Source organism: Streptococcus sp. FSL E2-3488 (assembly GCF_038003585.1).
GTDB classification, from domain to species: domain Bacteria; phylum Bacillota; class Bacilli; order Lactobacillales; family Streptococcaceae; genus Streptococcus; species Streptococcus thermophilus.
The window spans coordinates 1,849,644-1,867,805 of the sequence record NZ_JBBOPL010000001.1 but is presented as its reverse complement, the minus strand read 5'-3'; the positions used below and the strand labels follow the sequence as shown (position 1 = coordinate 1,867,805).

At 37.4% G+C, this 18,162-nt stretch carries 10 protein-coding genes, 1 tRNA gene and 4 pseudogenes; 10 read left to right on the top strand and 5 right to left on the bottom strand.

The window, feature by feature from the left end; translation table 11 throughout:
- Window positions 1-61: 61 nt before the first annotated feature.
- Window positions 62-2,431, top strand: coding sequence for a YhgE/Pip domain-containing protein (locus tag MHH90_RS09610; protein ID WP_011681750.1), 2,370 nt, complete (start codon window positions 62-64; stop codon window positions 2,429-2,431).
- 36 nt (window positions 2,432-2,467) lie between these two features.
- Here MHH90_RS09610 and MHH90_RS09605 read toward each other — a convergent pair whose 3' ends face one another.
- A complete protein-coding gene (locus tag MHH90_RS09605) occupies window positions 2,468-3,316 on the bottom strand; it encodes a DUF4097 family beta strand repeat-containing protein (protein WP_174220601.1) in 849 nt (282 codons plus the stop codon).
- 182 nt (window positions 3,317-3,498) lie between these two features.
- On the opposite strand from MHH90_RS09605, the pseudogene MHH90_RS09600 reads away from it, so the two are divergent.
- A pseudogene (locus MHH90_RS09600) lies at window positions 3,499-3,855 on the top strand (IS3 family transposase); the annotation flags it as partial.
- Between the two features lie 112 nt (window positions 3,856-3,967).
- Window positions 3,968-4,852: a glycosyltransferase family 92 protein gene (locus tag MHH90_RS09595; RefSeq protein ID WP_340725910.1), complete on the top strand. Its 885-nt coding sequence runs from the start codon at window positions 3,968-3,970 to the stop codon at window positions 4,850-4,852.
- Between the two features lie 144 nt (window positions 4,853-4,996).
- Here the strand turns inward: MHH90_RS09595 and MHH90_RS09590 are convergent.
- Window positions 4,997-6,066: pseudogene (locus MHH90_RS09590) on the bottom strand (IS3 family transposase).
- Between the two features lie 283 nt (window positions 6,067-6,349).
- Between MHH90_RS09590 and MHH90_RS09585 the strand changes: the two are divergent.
- The 5 genes and pseudogenes from MHH90_RS09585 to tsf all read left to right on the top strand — a co-directional run bounded on the left by MHH90_RS09585 (window position 6,350) and on the right by tsf (window position 11,522).
- Window positions 6,350-7,525: an IS256-like element IS1191 family transposase gene (locus MHH90_RS09585; protein ID WP_340725732.1), complete on the top strand. Its 1,176-nt coding sequence runs from the start codon at window positions 6,350-6,352 to the stop codon at window positions 7,523-7,525.
- 49 nt (window positions 7,526-7,574) lie between these two features.
- A pseudogene (locus MHH90_RS09580) lies at window positions 7,575-8,855 on the top strand (ISLre2 family transposase); the annotation flags it as partial.
- A 363-nt stretch (window positions 8,856-9,218) separates the two neighbouring features.
- Window positions 9,219-9,289: transfer RNA gene (locus MHH90_RS09575), tRNA-Cys, on the top strand.
- A 314-nt stretch (window positions 9,290-9,603) separates the two neighbouring features.
- Entirely contained in the window at window positions 9,604-10,371 is a 768-nt protein-coding gene (gene rpsB, locus MHH90_RS09570; protein ID WP_002944541.1) for a 30S ribosomal protein S2, read from the top strand.
- 110 nt (window positions 10,372-10,481) lie between these two features.
- Window positions 10,482-11,522 carry a translation elongation factor Ts gene (gene tsf, locus MHH90_RS09565; RefSeq protein ID WP_002949105.1) on the top strand — a complete coding sequence of 347 codons (1,041 nt, stop codon included), beginning with the start codon at window positions 10,482-10,484 and terminating at the stop codon, window positions 11,520-11,522.
- A gap of 109 nt (window positions 11,523-11,631) precedes the next feature.
- Here the strand turns inward: tsf and MHH90_RS09560 are convergent, their stop codons facing one another.
- The gene (locus MHH90_RS09560) at window positions 11,632-12,102 is read right to left on the bottom strand and encodes a COG2426 family protein (protein ID WP_011225296.1); all 471 of its coding nucleotides are present in this window, start codon (window positions 12,100-12,102) and stop codon (window positions 11,632-11,634) included.
- A 243-nt stretch (window positions 12,103-12,345) separates the two neighbouring features.
- Between MHH90_RS09560 and MHH90_RS09555 the strand changes: the two genes are divergently transcribed.
- Both MHH90_RS09555 and MHH90_RS09550 read left to right on the top strand, forming a co-directional pair.
- Window positions 12,346-12,801, top strand: coding sequence for a CtsR family transcriptional regulator (locus tag MHH90_RS09555; RefSeq protein ID WP_340725908.1), 456 nt, complete (start codon window positions 12,346-12,348; stop codon window positions 12,799-12,801).
- Window positions 12,802-15,252: an ATP-dependent Clp protease ATP-binding subunit gene (locus tag MHH90_RS09550; RefSeq protein WP_024009698.1), complete on the top strand. Its 2,451-nt coding sequence runs from the start codon at window positions 12,802-12,804 to the stop codon at window positions 15,250-15,252.
- Between the two features lie 127 nt (window positions 15,253-15,379).
- Here the strand turns inward: MHH90_RS09550 and pbp3 (MHH90_RS09545) are convergent.
- A pseudogene (gene pbp3 / locus MHH90_RS09545) lies at window positions 15,380-16,636 on the bottom strand (D-alanyl-D-alanine carboxypeptidase PBP3).
- A gap of 144 nt (window positions 16,637-16,780) precedes the next feature.
- A complete protein-coding gene (gene pbp3 / locus MHH90_RS09540) occupies window positions 16,781-18,028 on the bottom strand; it encodes a D-alanyl-D-alanine carboxypeptidase PBP3 (RefSeq protein ID WP_041826942.1) in 1,248 nt (415 codons plus the stop codon).
- Window positions 18,029-18,162: the final 134 nt, after the last annotated feature.

Below are 18,162 nucleotides of genomic sequence, written 5' to 3'. Positions count from 1 at the left end.
ATTAATGAGCTTATAATTGATTATATCATAAAAATATACACGATGTCTAAAAAGGAGAAATATGTTAGCAGAATTAAAGGCTCTTCTAAAAAGTCCAAAGCTATGGATAACCATTATTGGTGTTTCATTGATACCCGCTTTGTATAATTTAATATTTTTATCTTCTATATGGGATCCTTATGGTAATGTGAAACATCTGCCAGTGGCAGTGGTGAACAAAGATAAGAGTGCTAGATTTCAAGATAAGGCGCTTAATATTGGTCATGATATGGTGGACAATATGTCTAAAAATAAAAATTTGGACTATCATTTTGTAACTGAAACTGAAGCACAAAAAGGAATAGAAGACGGTGATTACTATATGGTTATCACTTTCCCAGAAAACCTCTCAAGTAATGCAGCAAGTCTTCTGACAAATGATCCTAAGAAACTAGAAATTTCTTATCAGACAACAGCAGGGCATAGCTTCGTTTCTTCGAAAATGAGCGATTCTGCCATGTCTAAGTTAAAGGAGACTGTTTCTAAAAATATTACGTCAACTTATGTTGGAGCTGTCTTTAAGAGTATGTCTCAACTGCAGGGTGGGATGGGAACTGCAGCGAATGGGGCCAGTCAATTATATGCAGGTGCAGGAGCACTTCAATCTGGAGGTCAGATCTTATCAAATGGTCTAGGAACTCTTGCTGGTTCTACTCAAACATTGGCGACAGGTGTTGATACCTTGAGTTCGGGCGCATCTGCCTATACTTCAGGTGTGTCAACTTTGTCAGGTGCTTTGTCACAGTTGAATAGTAACTCAGAGGCTGTTAATTCTGCTGCGGGTCAATTTGCATCAGGAGCAGAAGCTATGAATACCTTAGTTACAGGTGCGAATTCTTTGTCAACGGCGCTTAGTCAAATGGCTACAGCAACAAGTTTATCTGAAGAACAGCAAACACAGTTGTCAAGCTTGTCAGCTAATTTAACTGATTTAAATACAGCAATTCAAAATCTTAATACGGCAGTAAGTAATACATCATTCCCTAGTGGAACATCAACAACATCAGTAGATACAAGTTCAATAGCGACTTATCTTTCAAATATTTCTTCTACAGCTAGTTCTATAGCTACAGCTAGTGCCACTGACAAAGCGAACGATTTGGCTGCGGTACAAGGAACAGCTGCATATCAAAGCTTGACAGCAGATCAACAAGCAGAGATTGCTTCAGCAATTAGTAATGCTGGCTCTACAGCTAGTAGCTATGCTTCAACTATTGCATCAGATGTGTCAAGCATGTCAACAGCTTTGTCTAGCTTGGCAGGCACGACAACAACTAGTAGTGGAGAATCAAGCAACTTAGTTTCTCTACAAACGTCTATTTCAGGCATTGCAAGTTCGGCAAATACTCTTCTTCCTGTAGCTTCCTCAACTATATCATCAATGCAAGCTAATATTGCTAATGTTAACTCAGTACTTGTTAATCAATTATCACCTGGGGCAATTCAAGTTGCTTCAGGTGTGTCAAGAGCTCAAAGTACTTTAGCCACAGGTGCAAGCAATCTCTTAACAGGTTTGTCAACCTACACTGGTGCTGTGTCAACGATTGCTAGTGGTGCACAAACTCTAGATGCTAACAGTAGTACCTTAATGAATGGATTTTCTACCCTTAAAAGTGGTACAAATGTTCTTAATACAGGTGTCCAACAATTGGCAATTGGAGGAAATAATTTAACAAATGGATTGACAAATCTGTCAACTAATCTTTTTACCTTGTCTGACTCATTAAACAAGGCTAATCAACAGTTATCACTTGTTTCTGTAAACTCAGAAAATGCTAAGATAGTCAGTGCTCCTCTAAAAGTGAAGAAAACTGATAAGGATAAGGTTGACACTAATGGTGTGGGAATGGCCCCATATATGATTTCGGTTTCTCTTATGGTTGTAGCTCTTTCAACAAATGTTATCTTTGCTAAAAGCTTGACAGGAAGAAGCTTTACGAGTCGTTTTGACTGGTCTAAAAATAAGTTATTTATCAATGGTATTATTGCAACTATGGCTGCAATTGCCCTTTATATTGCTATTCGATTTATGGGAGTTGAACCAAATCATCCACTAGCTACATTTGGTATGATTCTTCTTGCAGCATGGACTTTAATGGCGCTCGTTACAGCCCTTGTAGGTTGGGATGATAGATATGGTGCATTTGCTTCCATGATTCTGTTGCTTTTACAGTTAGGTTCTAGTGCAGGGACTTATCCAATTGAACTTAGTCCTAAGTTCTTTAAGGTCGTACAACCATTCTTACCAATGTCCTACTCTGTGTCAGGCCTTCGTCAAACTATTTCTATGACAGGACAAATCTCAGATCAAGTACGTATGCTAGTCATTTTCTTACTTATTTTTGTAGTTGTAGGTATTGTTATTTATAGACCAAAAACTGAGAATGTATAAACTAAAAGCCGGCTAATTTGAGCTGGCTTTTTTATGTTATTCGACAGTTATATTACCGAGATCGGAGGTGATGGTAAGTGTATTATCTTTTGAGTTCTTAAGGTTATTCGTAACATCCACCTCTCCTGAGTGACTATCTGCTTGAACATTGATAGTGTAATCTTTAAGAGCTATTTCAACTTCACCGGTTGTGACGTCAAGTTTATTGTGACCGTTAAAAATTAAGTTATTACCAGAGTATTCTCCCATTGCAATAGATAAATCTGCGTTAGTAAAAAGGGTATTATCACTATCAACACTACCAACATCAAGGTTAGCTTTTAGGTTGCTGACTATCATTTTATTAAAATTAAGGTTCCCCATATTTAGATTAATGTCTACTTGTCTAACCGTGCTATGGCTTAAATCTAGATTTCCAGTTGCTAAATCAACCTTTAAGAAATCAATCGTTTGTTTTTTAGGAAGTGTAATAATAATGGTTTGCTTTCTGACTTCCTGGTCGATAGCAGAAGAGAGGCTTATTAAATCTTTTAATTCGAAAAAGTTAATGTGTTTTTTAGAAGTCGAATCTAATTTAGAGTTGTTATCATTAATAGTTAATTGACCATCCTTTACAGTTGTGTCAATTGTATTTTTTATTTTTTGGTAGTAAGAAAGTGTAGCTTTGTTAACCTCAGAACTTTGAATTAGTACATTGTAGCTGCTACTTTTAATATCAATCTTATTGAAGTTATCAACTTCCTTCTTGACATAATCTAGCTCACTTTTATTTTGATTTTGTAAATCTGTCAAGCTACCTTGACTATAAACCCAAGTTGCTAATCCCCCGCCTAAAAATAGAGATATGAGAGATACTTCATGGACAATCTTTTTCCAAGTTTTCATGATTTTCTTACCTTCTTGATGTGTCATCTAATTGATGGAGTAATTAGCTTTACAATAAGTTTACAGATTTCAAATGAAATCAAAAATAGTAAAAGTGCTCTCCCAAACATTAATAGACCTAGACCTACTCCAAACAGTGTTGAATCTAATGAAACACTTAAGAGAGAGAAGCTTGTAAAGAAGTAGAATTAGTGCAAAGAACTTTAAATAAGGCCATTAAATCACAAGACTATCCAGAAGCTATTATTCTTCATTCTGACCAAGGAAGCCAGTATACGAGTCTAGAGTATGAAGAGTTGCTTAAGTATTATGGGATGACTCACTCTTTCAGTCGAAGGGGATACCCTTATCATAATGCCAGTCTTGAATCTTGGCATGGACATTTAAAAAGAGAGTGGGTGTATCAATTTAAATATAAGAACTTTGAAGAAGCCTATCAGAGTATTTTCTGGTACATCGAAGCCTTTTATAATTCAAAACGAATCCATCAAAGTTTAGGGTATCTTACACCTAATCAATTTGAAAAGGTAAGTGCTTAAAATAAATAAATTAAAATTCTACGTTTGTTACTCTAAAAACTTGACTTAACGTCAAAATATGAGATATACTTACTATTATATATATAATAAGATATAATAAGGATTAAGGTAAATGAATACTAAATTGACTAAATTAAAAGAAATTATAAAAATAATTCGTTTTTTTAATATAAAAAGATATATAAATTGGAAATTTAGAGAAGAAAAAAATAATTTTGAAAATTATCTTAGCCTTGCTTTAATGATAAAAAATGAATCCAAATATATTCAAGAATGGATAGAATATCATTTATTAGTAGGAGTTGATAAATTTTATATTTATGATAATGAATCCACGGATGATTTAAAAAATATTTTGAAAGTATATATTGATCAGGGGATCGTCGAATATATTTATTTTCCGGGGAAACATAGACAAATATATATGTGTAATGATGCAATAAATCGTGCGGAAAAAAAATCAAAATGGTTAGCTTTAATAGATACAGATGAATTTATTGTTCCAATAAGTGAAGATAGTATTCCTAAGATACTAAAGGAATTCGAATATGCGCCTGGTGTTGAAGTGAACTGGTTGTTATATGGCAGTAGTGGAGAGTTAAAACAACGAGAGGGATTAGTAATTGAGAGATTTAAGAATCATTCACTACCGAGTTTCGAGGTAAATAAAAATGTGAAAACAATATGCAACCCTCGAACAGTTCTTCAAGCTAGTGTTCATGTTCATAAATATTTTGGACATTTAAAAAGTGTGAATACTGATCATAAAGAAAATGATATTATGTTTTTGGAACGTGAAGCTTGCTTCAAAAATATAAGAATTAATCATTATTTCACTAGAAGTTTCGAAGAATATATGAATAAAAGGAAATCTGGAGTAGCAACTCACCAAAATCCTAATTATAGAAATGAAAAAACTTTTATTATTCAAGACAAAAATGATATTTTTGATCCAATAATGGACAAGTATATTCCAATTATTAAAAAAATATATTAGAGAGAAATAAAAAAATAGGAAAATAAATTGATAGTTTATATTTTTGGAATAATTTTTACAACATTTTTATCTTTCGTTTATGAAATAAATTTGACGTTAAGTCAAGTTTTTAGAGTAACAAACGTAGAATTTTAATCTATTTATTTAAGCACTTACCTTTTCAAATTGATTAGGTGTAAGATACCCTAAACTTTGATGGATTCGTTTTGAATTATAAAAGGCTTCGATGTACCAGAAAATACTCTGATAGGCTTCTTCAAAGTTCTTATATTTAAATTGATACACCCACTCTCTTTTTAAATGTCCATGCCAAGATTCAAGACTGGCATATGATAAGGGTATCCCCTTCGACTGAAAGAGTGAGTCATCCCATAATACTTAAGCAACTCTTCATACTCTAGACTCGTATACTGGCTTCCTTGGTCAGAATGAAGAATAATAGCTTCTGGATAGTCTTGTGATTTAATGGCCTTATTTAAAGTTCTTTGCACTAATTCTACAGTCATTCGCTTGCCCAAATCCCAAGCAATGACTTTTTTAGTATAACGATCCATAATGGTTGAGAGATAAGCCCATCCTTGTTGAGTAGGAATATAAGTAATGTCGGTTGACCAAACCTTATTTTTTTTTAGATTCAGTCTGTATGAGATTTTTTCGATTGATGTAATCACTTAGTGAGTATCCAGGCTTAAATTTCTTAATGACTACAGACTTGAGTTGAAGTTGCTTCATTAGCTTCTGTACCAGTTTTAACCCGACTTTTTCCCCTTGTTTAAGTAGAAGATGATGAATTTTAGGAGCACCATAGATTTCTCGGTTAGCATTGAAGAGTTGAGAAATTTTGAGTGACAGGTATCGTCTCCTTAATTGAGTTTTAGATGGATGTCGGTTAATCCGTTCATAATAACTTGATTCAGGAACATCAAGGAGTTGACAGCTTAGTCTGACATTGAGTGCTAAAGTTTGTATGGTTTGAGCCATATCCGCAGCACTCACTTCTTTTTCTCGGCGAATATGGTCAATACTTTTTTTAAGATGTCTCGTTCTTCCTTAACTTTAGCCAGTTGTCTTTTTAATTCTAGAAAATCAGCTTTAGAGACGGAGCTTTCATTAGATTTAGAATAGAGGTCGATCCATTTATAAATTGTTGCAGGGGCCACGTCGTATTCTTTAGACAGCTGGGTGACGGATTGACCAGAATGATAGAAGGCGATAAGGGTTTCTTTAAATTCTTTTGAGTAGCGTTTTTTTCATGTTTTTGTCCTTTGTCTAAATTATACAATAGTGACTCTAAGGTTTAAGGATAACATCAATGCAAGAGTAAGTGGTACAACTAAACAAAAGTTATATCAGTTAATCAAGAATTATGATATTTCTTTGCTAAACTATCATTTCTACCACTATTTTCGGTAGTGTAAAATAAGTTGTGTAAACACAAAAAGGAATAAATCCGTTATAGTAGAGTTGCAAAACATTACTAGAAAGAGATTTATTCCTATGACTCAGTTTACCACAGAACTACTTAACTTCCTAGCCCAAAAGCAAGATATTGATGAATTTTTCCGTACTTCTCTTGAAACAGCAATGAATGATCTGCTTCAAGCAGAGTTATCAGCCTTTTTAGGGTATGAACCTTACGATAAATTAGGCTATAATTCTGGGAATAGTCGTAACGGAAGCTATGCACGGAAATTCGAAACCAAATATGGGACTGTTCAGTTGAGTATTCCTAGAGATCGTAATGGGAACTTTAGTCCAGCTTTGCTTCCCGCTTATGGACGTCGAGATGACCACTTGGAAGAGATGGTTATCAAACTCTATCAAACCGGTGTAACGACTCGAGAAATTAGTGATATCATCGAGCGAATGTATGGTCATCACTATAGTCCTGCCACAATTTCTAATATCTCAAAAGCAACTCAGGAGAATGTCGCTACTTTTCATGAGCGAAGCTTAGAAGCCAATTACTCTGTTTTATTTCTTGACGGAACCTATCTTCCCTTAAGACGTGGAACCGTTAGTAAAGAATGTATTCATATCGCACTTGGCATTACACCAGAAGGACAGAAGGCTGTTCTTGGATATGAAATCGCCCCAAATGAAAACAATGCTTCTTGGTCCACCCTGTTAGACAAGCTTCAAAACCAAGGAATCCAACAGGTTTCTCTTGTAGTGACCGATGGCTTCAAGGGGCTTGAACAGATTATCAATCAGGCTTACCCATTAGCTAAACAACAACGTTGCTTAATTCATATTAGTCGAAATCTAGCTAGTAAAGTGAAACGAGCAGATAGAGCGGTTATTCTGGAGCAATTTAAAACGATTTATCGTGCTGAAAATTTAGAAATGGCAGTGCAAATTTTAGAGAACTTTATCGCCGAATGGAAACCAAAGTATAGGAAAGTCATGGAAAGTCTGGAGAATACGGATAATCTTTTAACTTTTTATCAGTTTCCCTACCAGATTTGGCATAGCATTTATTCGACAAACCTCATTGAGTCTCTTAACAAAGAAATCAAACGTCAAACGAAAAAGAAGGTTCTTTTTCCTAACGAGGAGGCTCTGGAACGTTATTTAGTTACCCTGTTTGAAGATTATAATTTCAAGCAAAATCAACGCATCCATAAAGGGTTTGGCCAATGTGCTGACACACTTGAAAGCTTATTTGATTAACATTCTTCAACTCTACTTGAGTGTTTACACATAATTATTGATAGTATCAAAAAGAGTTGAAACGTATGATGCAAATATTGCCTCAGCAATGCGGATAGCTGGATACAAACGTATCAATCAAACAGAGAGAACGGTTGCTTTTACTTTTGGAGAAGTAACTTTTTCAAGGTCTCGCTGGAGAAAAGGAAGCAAAACACGTTATCCTGTTGATGAATGGCTAGGACTCAAAAAGTACATGCGTTTTTCTCCTGAATTGGTTTGCCATGTAGCTAAAATGGCTACAGTAATGTCATATCGTCAAGTGTGTCATTTTGTTAAAGAGTTTTATCATCTTGAGATTACTAAGGATACTGTTTTAAAAGCCGTTAAGCGAGCTGGGGAATTGCTATCTGAAAAAGAAAAATTTCGCTTTTGGCTAGAGGAAGAACCGACCAAGAAAATTAATCCAAAAATCCTTTATATTGAAGGCGATGGCGTGATGGTGAAATCATCAGATTCTGCTAGAGATGACAAAAGAAATGTTGATTTAGCACACTTTCTTCTTCACACAGGTTCTAAAAAAATTGCTAAAAATCGTTATGTTTTGGAAAATAAGCATGAGATAATTCACACAAATTACGAAAAGGCAAAAGAAGAATTACTAGACTATTTGTATAATCATTACGAGATCACAGATGAGACGATATTAATCACTAATTCTGATAATGGTAAAGGCTATACTCCAAAAGTTTTTCAAGAAATTAAAAAAGCGCTTGGCATTAAAATACACGAGCACTTTTGGGATGCTTATCATCTAAACGAAAAGATAAAAATATTTTTTAAAAAATATCCAGCTGAGTTAAAAGAACTAGCTTTTGAGGCAATTAATACTCATAAAAGAGAGCTGATGAAAACCGTTCTTGATACTGTTGAGTCTTTAATTGCTGATGGAGATGATGAAGAACACTATAATTATTTTAATTTTCGCCGAAAAATTCTTAATAATTTCAAATACACAAAGCCTGCTAAATTAAGAAATTTATCAGCCAAAGGAATAGGTGTCATGGAGAGTCAGCATCGAAAAATTACTTATCGCATGAAGCATAGAGGAATGTATTGGTCTTTGAAAGGTGCTTACACAATGTCGAGATTAATTATTCTAGATAGAATTAATCTTGTTGATGATCTATTTTTTGGTAATTGGCGAAAAGAGTACGAATACTATCAAAATCAACGTTTAAGCGTTGGTTATCTCCGAGAAGCGAAGGAACAAACGATATTTAAATCACGCAAAATTTTTCAACGTGCTGGGAAATTTACTTCTCTTGACCGCCAAAAATTTAAGTATTAAAAACTTTAAAATTTTTTGGATTTTAAGGCTTTTTTAAGTTGTTTTTGTTTGCGTTTTTCTGACAATTTTGTTATAATACCTTTATAGAAAATCAAAAAAGGAGTAGAAGTTACAGCTTCTACTCCACCGATTAAGACAAATCTACACTTTGCTTAATCAGTCTGAAGTTATTGTAACACGAAAAAGCCAATAAAGTCAAGACTGAAGCAAGGAAACCTTTGTTTCGGTATTTTTTTGAAAAAATTCAACAGAGAAATCTCTTGATTTATAGGCTTGATGATTATTCTCAAAAAAATAGACACAAACAATTTAAGAAAACTACTTGACGCCATTTAGATTTTAAGGTAGAATATTATTAGTTATGGCGGTATAGCCAAGTGGTAAGGCACGGCTCTGCAAAAGCTTGATCGTCGGTTCAAATCCGTCTACCGCCTTTGTATAATGTGTTTACACACAAAAAGCCCGATTCTGTCGGGCTTTTATTTTCGTAATAAGGGAACAATAATTTATCATGGCAGATATTTTATGATAGGAAGTATGCAAAAATCTTTTCCAAAATACTTTAAAGAAAAGATTTATTAAGGTCGCATTTGACTTGTCAAAATGGGGCTTTTATGGTAAAATATGATAGTTGTACTATGCAACAAATACTCATTCTGGATGTATTGTGAATCTGTTGCTCTTTATGGGTGGGTTTGCAAGATGAAGTCTGGGAGAGGAGAAAACAATTTTTTAAGGAGAAATACTCATGGCAGTAATTTCAATGAAACAACTTCTTGAGGCTGGTGTTCACTTTGGTCACCAAACTCGTCGCTGGAATCCTAAGATGGCTAAGTACATCTTCACAGAACGTAACGGAATCCACGTTATCGACTTGCAACAAACTGTAAAAATGGTTGACACAGCTTACGAATTCGTTCGTGAAGCAGCAGCTAACGATGCAGTAATCTTGTTCGTTGGTACTAAAAAACAAGCAGCTGAAGCAGTTGCTGAAGAAGCAACTCGTGCTGGTCAATACTACATCAACCACCGTTGGTTGGGTGGTACTCTTACAAACTGGAATACTATCAAAAAACGTATCGCTCGTTTGAAAGAAATCAAACAAATGGAAGCTGACGGAACTTTCGAAGTTCTTCCTAAGAAAGAAGTTGCACTTCTTAACAAACAACGTGCACGTCTTGAAAAATTCTTGGGTGGTATCGAAGATATGCCTCGTATTCCAGATGTAATCTACATCGTTGACCCACACAAAGAACAAATCGCTGTTAAAGAAGCTAAGAAACTTGGTATCCCAGTTGTAGCAATGGTTGATACAAATGCTGATCCAGATGAGATCGATGTAATCATCCCAGCTAACGATGATGCTATCCGTGCCGTTAAATTGATCACTTCAAAAATGGCTGACGCTATCATCGAAGGTAATCAAGGTGAAGACGCTTCTGCAGATTTCCAAGAAGCAGCTGCAGCTGATTCAATCGAAGAAATCGTTGAAGTTGTCGAAGGTGACAACAACTAATCTTTAAGATTGGTTAGGGCGTGTTGCCCACTAAAGATACGACAAACACCTAAGGGGCGGGGCTCAGCCCAGCCCCTTAGTTTTATAAAATAAATTTGGAGAAAAACAAAATGGCAGAAATTACAGCTAAACTTGTTAAAGAATTGCGTGAAAAATCTGGTGCTGGTGTCATGGACGCAAAAAAAGCATTGGTTGAAGTTGATGGCGATATCGAAAAAGCGATTGAATTACTTCGAGAAAAAGGTATGGCTAAAGCAGCTAAGAAAGCTGACCGTATTGCAGCTGAAGGTTTGACAGGTATTTACGTTAGCGGTAACGTTGCAGCAGTTGTTGAAGTTAACGCTGAAACTGACTTCGTTGCGAAAAACGCTCAATTCGTTGAGTTGGTAAACGAAACAGCTAAAGTGATTGCTGAAGGTAAACCAGCTAACAATGAAGAAGCACTTGCATTGACTATGCCTTCAGGTGAAACTCTTGAAGCTGCATACGTAACTGCTACAGCTACTATCGGTGAAAAAATCTCATTACGTCGTTTTGCAGTTGTTGAGAAAACCGATGCACAACACTTCGGAGCTTACCAACACAACGGTGGACGTATCGGTGTTGTTTCAGTTATCGAAGGTGGAGATGAAGCTATTGCAAAACAAATCTCAATGCACATCGCAGCGATGAAACCAACTGTTCTTTCATATTCTGAATTGGACGAACAATTTGTTAAAGATGAATTGGCACAACTTAACCATGCTATCGATCAAGATAACGAAAGCCGTGCAATGGTTAATAAACCAGCTCTTCCACACCTTAAATATGGATCTAAAGCTCAATTGACTGATGAAGTTATCGCTCAAGCTGAAGAAGATATCAAAGCTGAGTTGGCTGCTGAAGGTAAACCAGAAAAAATCTGGGATAAAATCATCCCAGGTAAAATGGACCGCTTCATTCTTGACAACACTAAAGTTGACCAAGCGTACACTCTTCTTGCCCAAGTTTACATCATGGACGATAGCAAAACAGTTGAAGCTTACCTTGAATCAGTAAATGCTTCAGTAGTAGAATTCGTTCGCTTTGAAGTTGGTGAAGGTATTGAAAAAGCATCTAACGACTTTGAATCAGAAGTTGCAGCCACAATGGCAGCAGCTCTTAACAACTAATTCTAGTTGCTAGATAAAAAGAAAAGAAGTTACGTGAATCAATCGTAACTTCTTTTTTGTTGTAATTAGAAAACATCTGAGCATTTCTCCAGATGTCTAAACATTTCTATTAATGAGCAAGAGTGTCTACTCCAAATAGAAGAGAGAGAGTTCCCATAATGATACCTGCGAGGATAACTCCGAGCATAACAGCTAGAACACTGCGCTTAAAGTCCCAGTCTAGGATAGATGCTGCAAGCGTACCAGTCCAAGCTCCTGTTCCTGGAAGTGGAATTCCTACAAAGAGCAGAAGGGCCCAGAAGATACCCTTGTCTCCAGCAGCTTTTTCAAGCTTTTGACCCCCACTATGGCCTTTTTTTAGACACCAGGTAAAGAAACCACCGATAAGAGGTTTGTCAGCACCCCACTTGAGAACACGGCGGGCGAAGAAGAAAATAATTGGAACTGGAAGCATGTTCCCAATCATACAAAGGACAAGGGCCTGCCACCAAGGAATACCTGAGGCGATAGCAATAGGAACTGCTCCGCGGAGTTCAACAAGGGGAGTCATAGAGATTAAGAATGCAATGATGTATTTCATGAGTAACCTTTCATAAGGAAATGGAATAAGAGATAAAATTCAAGGAATGTGAGTTTTATCGTGGTGTTCAGGATATTTCAGTAAAAAAATTGAGAAACCTACTATTTTTAGTCTTATCTATTGTATCTTATATGTTCTCTAATGACAACTTTAAAAAGCTTTTCGAGAGTATAGTTTCCCATGTGCTAACATTTTTGGTATAATAATAGTCAGTTATAGTCAAATTAGACTGGAGGAATTAAGATGGCAAGAAATACATCAGATAGTATAGAAGAATATATTAAAGAATTGCTGGGCCAGTCTGGAACTGCTGAGATTCAACGCTCGAACTTAGCAGATGCTTTTCAAGTAGTACCAAGTCAGATTAACTATGTTATCAAGACTCGTTTTACAGAGAGTCGTGGGTATATTGTTGAGAGCAAACGTGGTGGTGGCGGCTATATTCGCATTGTCAAAGTTAGATTCTCCGACAAACACCATATGATTAATGATTTGCTGCAAAATTTGGCAGATCAGCTCAGCGAACAAGTCTTTACAGACCTCATTCAGTTGCTTTTTGATGAAAAGATTATCACTGAGCGTGAGGGAAATTTGATTTTAGCGACTGCTAGTGATGATGTTTTAGGCGAAGATGCGGCTATCATTCGTTCGCGTATTCAACGCTCGCTATTACTTAGATTGGATAGAGAAGGGAATTAGATGACGATATATTCAAGAAAAATGCAGGCCATTTTCCATCGTGCTCAGCTTGAAGCGGAGCGTTTTGAAAGTCCTTTCTTGGAGACTTGGCATGTGCTTCTAGCTATGGTTGAGGTTCCGGGATCTGTAGCCTACTTAACATTTACTGATTTTGAGGACCGTATTCATTCGGAAGAGATTGAGACAGCTGCTGTATTGGCTATGGAGAAGAGGCCAAAAGACTTGTCGGAATCAGATATTATCGATTTACGTGCACAGTCACCTGCGCTAGAGGCTATGTTGCAAGAGGCGCAAGGAATCGCTAGTGTGACTGGTGCTGTAGAGGTGGGGTCTGAACATGTATTGATGGCCTTCCTTCTTCATAAGGATTTAATGGTTTGTCGCCTCCTTGAAGTGGCTGGTTTTCAATATAAAGATGATAGCGATAAACCTCGCATCATAGATTTACGACGTTCTTTGGAGCGTAATGCTGGTCTTAGCAAGCAAGATTTGAAGGCAATTCACGATCTTCGTAAACCTAAGAAATCAAAAGCATCTGCGAATTTTGCCAATATGATGCAACCTCCTCAATCATCTACTGGTGAACTGGCAGATTATACCAAAGACTTAACTGCATTAGCGGAGTCAGGAAATCTTGATCCCGTTATTGGACGCGATGAAGAAATTTCACGTATGATTCAGGTTTTGAGTCGTAAAACGAAGAATAATCCTGTCTTGGTAGGTGAAGCTGGTGTCGGTAAGACAGCACTTGCTCTTGGTTTAGCGCAACGTATTGCTTCAGGCGAAGTACCATTTGAATTGGCTGATATGCGTATCTTAGAGCTTGACATGATGAGCGTTGTTGCAGGGACACGTTTCCGTGGTGATTTTGAAGAGCGTATGAATCAGATCATTGATGAGATTGAAGCTGATGGGAAAATCATTCTCTTTATTGACGAACTACATACGATTATTGGATCTGGTTCAGGTATTGATAGTACCTTGGATGCGGCTAATATTTTGAAACCGGCCCTTGCGCGCGGGACACTTCACATGGTTGGAGCAACCACGCAAGCTGAATACCAAAAGCATATTGAGAAAGATGCAGCTTTATCCCGTCGTTTTGCTAAAATTACAATTGAAGAACCAAGTGTATCTGAAGCAATCGATATTTTAAATGGTTTGCGTTCGTCTTATGAAGACTATCATCGTGTGACTATTACGGACGCGGCAGTTGAGACGGCAGTCAAGGCAGCGCATCGCTATTTGACGAGTAAGAATTTGCCTGATTCGGCAATTGACCTTTTAGATGAAGCGAGTGCAACTGTTCAAGTTCGTATCAAAAAAGAGGCCAAACGTGAGATAACGCCTTTGGATGAAGCACTTATATCTGGGGATATTGGGGCTGCTGTTAAACAGTATAAGGCTAACCAAAAGGCAAAATTTCCTAAACCTGCTTTGGTAGATGCGGATCAGATTATGCAAACTCTTAGTCGTTTATCAGGTATCCCTGTTGAGAAGATGACGCAGACTGACAGCAAGCGTTACCTGAATCTTGAATCAGAACTCCACAAACGTGTTATTGGTCAAGATGAGGCGGTTTCGGCTATCAGCCGTGCTATTCGTCGTAATCAGTCAGGTATTCGTACTGGAAAACGTCCTATTGGCTCCTTCATGTTCCTTGGACCTACTGGTGTTGGTAAGACAGAATTGGCTAAGGCTTTGGCGGAAGTTCTCTTTGATGATGAATCAGCTTTGCTTCGCTTTGATATGTCGGAGTATATGGAAAAATTTGCGGCTAGTCGCCTTAATGGTGCTCCTCCAGGGTATGTCGGATATGATGAGGGTGGAGAGTTGACAGAGAAAGTTCGAAATAAGCCCTACTCAGTTCTTCTCTTTGACGAGATTGAGAAAGCTCATCCAGATATCTTCAACATTCTCTTACAGGTTTTGGATGACGGTGTTTTAACAGATAGCCGTGGTCGTAAGGTTGATTTTTCAAACACTATCATCATTATGACCTCAAATTTGGGAGCTACAGCTCTTCGTGATGATAAAACTGTTGGTTTTGGTGCTCAAACTATTTCTCATAATCACCAAGCCATGCAAGCACGCATTATGGAAGAGCTTAAGAAGTCCTATCGTCCAGAATTTATTAACCGTATTGATGAGAAGGTTGTCTTCCACAGCTTAGAGGAAGAACAACTACATGACATTGTCAAGATTATGGTTAAACCATTAATTTCAGCTCTAGCCGATAAAGGTATAAGCTTAAAATTCCAACCAGCTGCTCTTAAGCATTTGGCTAAGGATGGCTATGATATTGAGATGGGAGCTCGTCCATTACGTCGTACGATTCAAACTCAAGTGGAGGACAAGTTGTCTGAGTTATTACTAGGTGGCCAAGTTGTTAGCGGACAGACCCTTAAGATTGGTTGCTCGAAAGATAAATTAACCTTTACAGTAGTGTAAATATTAAACATCAAAGACAGATTATACCCATAATCTGTCTTTTTGTGTCGATAAGAGTCAAGATAGAGTCAACCTTTCCGTAAAGCAGGCGTAAAAGAAAAAGCCGAGCCACGCTCGACTGTAAGTATTAGAGTTTCTCGTTGACAAAGGTGACAAAGTGATTCCACCAAACCTTGAGGAAGAAGCTCTTCTTAACTTCTTTACCAGCAACCAGTTCCATGCTTGGCATGCCTTGGTTAGGTAGGTAGCCATCTCCTACAAGAGTCCTATCTTCAAAGGTGGCTGTTCCCACCTTGTCTCCTGACTTGACAGGGGATTGAATCTGGTTGGTAGTGACTTTAATGTGTTTGTTATTGTTAGCATCTATTTTTTGGATAATATTAAAGTCAGACTTAGCGACAGCAGACACTTGCTTGGATTTACCATCGAGGACATCTACTTGGCTTTTGCTGATGGCTTGTCCTTTCTTAGCAATAGTCTTACTTTCCCAATGGTAGACCACGTAATTAAGGAGTTCATTGGTTGCGGTAAACCAGGCATAGTCATCCGTATCGGTGTGCTCAGCATTTATGATGACTGTGATAATACTCATCCCACTTTCATTTGAACGGGCTACGAAGGAGGCTCCGGCCAAATCAGTGGTACCCGTTTGGAGCCCATCAACTCCCTTGCGGTAACTAGGCTGTCCCTTAAGCATATAGTTAAAGGTTTTGAGTTTATTGACACCATTAAAATTAGCTTCTGTCTTTTTAGTGACGTCGAGGATTTCGGGATATTCTTTAATCACATGTTGTGCAATGACAGCAACACCCTTGGCACTTATGGTGTTTTCTTCATCTGATTTAGAACCTGGATAAATATTATTACCTAAATAGGAATTATTAAGACCAGAGGCATTGACAATCTTGGCATCAGTGATACCCCAGTCTTTGAGTTGGGCTTTCATCATATCGGCAAACTTACTCTCAGTGCCTCCGATTTCCTCGGCTAGGGCAATGGCTGCGCTGTTGGCACTGGCAAATAAGAGTTGCGTCGAGGAGCTGTTTGACAGTGTACTTACGGGCATCTAGTGGAATATTGGACACTCCGGCACTGACAGTCAATTCAAAGGGATAGTCAGAAATGTCGACTTTAGTGTTCCATTTGAGGTCTCCTTGGTCTACCGCTTTATAAACCATATAGGCTGTTAGAAGTTTGGTAATAGAGCAATCCCAGTAGGGGTAGTCGCATCTTTTTCGTATAAAATCTTACCGGTAGTTGCTTCGACAGCAATAGCATGCTTGGCTGAGGCATCAAATCCTTTTTTCTTATCTGCTGCAAAAGTAGGAGCTACGCTTCCTAGACAGAGTAAGAAGGTCATAATAAGCGTAATCAGTTTTTTCATGGTTTGTTCTTTCATGTGTTTTGGATATTTATTATACCACATTTTGAGAGGAACTTAAGGTGTTGAGAAGGAGCTTTTACGATTATACCACGATTTTCAAAGCAAATAAAAACTATCTTTTGATATTAAAAGATAGTTTTGTGTTTACTTGTTTCCTGTGAAGAAATTAAGGATATGATTCCACCAAACTTTTAAGAAGAAGCTTTTCTTAATGGACTGGTTGGCTGTGACATCAACTTGAGGTGGATCAGAAATATAACTTGTTCCTACGAGATCTTTATCATCATAGATTGCTGTTCCAATGGTATCTCCTTTTTTGATAGGAGCTGTCACGGTTTTGGCTTGGATTTTTACTGAATCATTTCGGCTATTTATTTTTTGGACGACTGTAAGATCTGATTCGAGCCTAGCAGAGATGGTTTTTCTGTCTCCATCGGCTACCTTGATATCATTTTTCTTGACGATTTGTCCATTAGTGTTGAGGGTTTTGATTTCCCAGTTTTGTGTCACATAATCTAGCAACTCATTTGTGGCTGTGAAACGTGCAGATTCATCGTCCCCACCATTGTACGCATTCATAACGACTGTAATCAAGCTCATGCCATTTTCATTGGAGTGGGCTACGAAGGATGCCCCAGCTAGTTCAGTTGTTCCAGTCTTAAGCCCATCAACCCCCTCACGGTAGTTTTCTTGGCCTTCTAACATATAGTTGTGGGTAGTCAATTTGTTGTCACCCTCGAAATCAACCTCGGTTTGTTTGGTGATTTCGAGTACTTGGGGATAGTCTTTGATGAGATGGTCTGCGATAATCGCAATATCTAGAGCACTCATGGTATTTTCGTCATCTGGTTTAGAGCCAGGATAACGGTTATCTCCTAGATATTTATTGTTCAGACCTGAAGCGTTAAATAATTTAGCATCTGTAATGCCCCATTCTTTTAGTTGGGCTGTCATAGTGTCAACAAAGGTACTCTCTGTTCCTGAGATTTTTTCAGCTAGAGCAATTGCTGCACTGTTGGCACTACTAATGAGGGTGGCATCTAAGAGTTGTTTGACAGTATATTTTCGAGAGTCTAGTGGGACGTTTGAAACTTCTGAATTAACTGTTAAGTTGAATGGATAATCTGAGATACCTACCTCAGTGTCCCAAGTAATTTTACCTTGATCAACAGCTTTGTAGACCATGTAGGCTGTCAGGATTTTCGTCATTGAAGCAACACCATCAGGAGTTGTAGCATCCTTTTCATAGAGCACTTTTCCTGTAGTGGTTTCGATAGCAATCGCATGTTTTGCAGCAACATTGAAGGAATCAGTCTGATCTTGTGCTAGGGCAGGTGTTGCTAGGCCTATTAAGATTAAGGCAATCATAATGATGTGTTGTAATTTTTTCATAGTCATTCCTTTGTCTCTCATAAGTGTTTATTATATCACAAAACCACTTAAATATCTGAAATCGAGAAAAGCTTGGAGCGCAACTTATGCCGAAGCTCTGCCATTTTCGACTATAATATGGTAAAATGGAAGTT

Coding starts and splice junctions, on each gene's coding strand:
- MHH90_RS09610 (WP_011681750.1), top strand. CDS start 62: ATGTTAGCAGAATTAAAGGCTCTTCTAAAAAGTCCAAAGCTATGGATA.
- MHH90_RS09550 (WP_024009698.1), top strand. CDS start 12,802: ATGACGATATATTCAAGAAAAATGCAGGCCATTTTCCATCGTGCTCAG.
- MHH90_RS09595 (WP_340725910.1), top strand. CDS start 3,968: ATGAATACTAAATTGACTAAATTAAAAGAAATTATAAAAATAATTCGT.
- pbp3 (WP_041826942.1), bottom strand. CDS start 18,028: ATGAAAAAATTACAACACATCATTATGATTGCCTTAATCTTAATAGGC.
- MHH90_RS09585 (WP_340725732.1), top strand. CDS start 6,350: ATGACTCAGTTTACCACAGAACTACTTAACTTCCTAGCCCAAAAGCAA.
- MHH90_RS09560 (WP_011225296.1), bottom strand. CDS start 12,102: ATGAAATACATCATTGCATTCTTAATCTCTATGACTCCCCTTGTTGAA.
- rpsB (WP_002944541.1), top strand. CDS start 9,604: ATGGCAGTAATTTCAATGAAACAACTTCTTGAGGCTGGTGTTCACTTT.
- tsf (WP_002949105.1), top strand. CDS start 10,482: ATGGCAGAAATTACAGCTAAACTTGTTAAAGAATTGCGTGAAAAATCT.
- MHH90_RS09605 (WP_174220601.1), bottom strand. CDS start 3,316: ATGAAAACTTGGAAAAAGATTGTCCATGAAGTATCTCTCATATCTCTA.
- MHH90_RS09555 (WP_340725908.1), top strand. CDS start 12,346: ATGGCAAGAAATACATCAGATAGTATAGAAGAATATATTAAAGAATTG.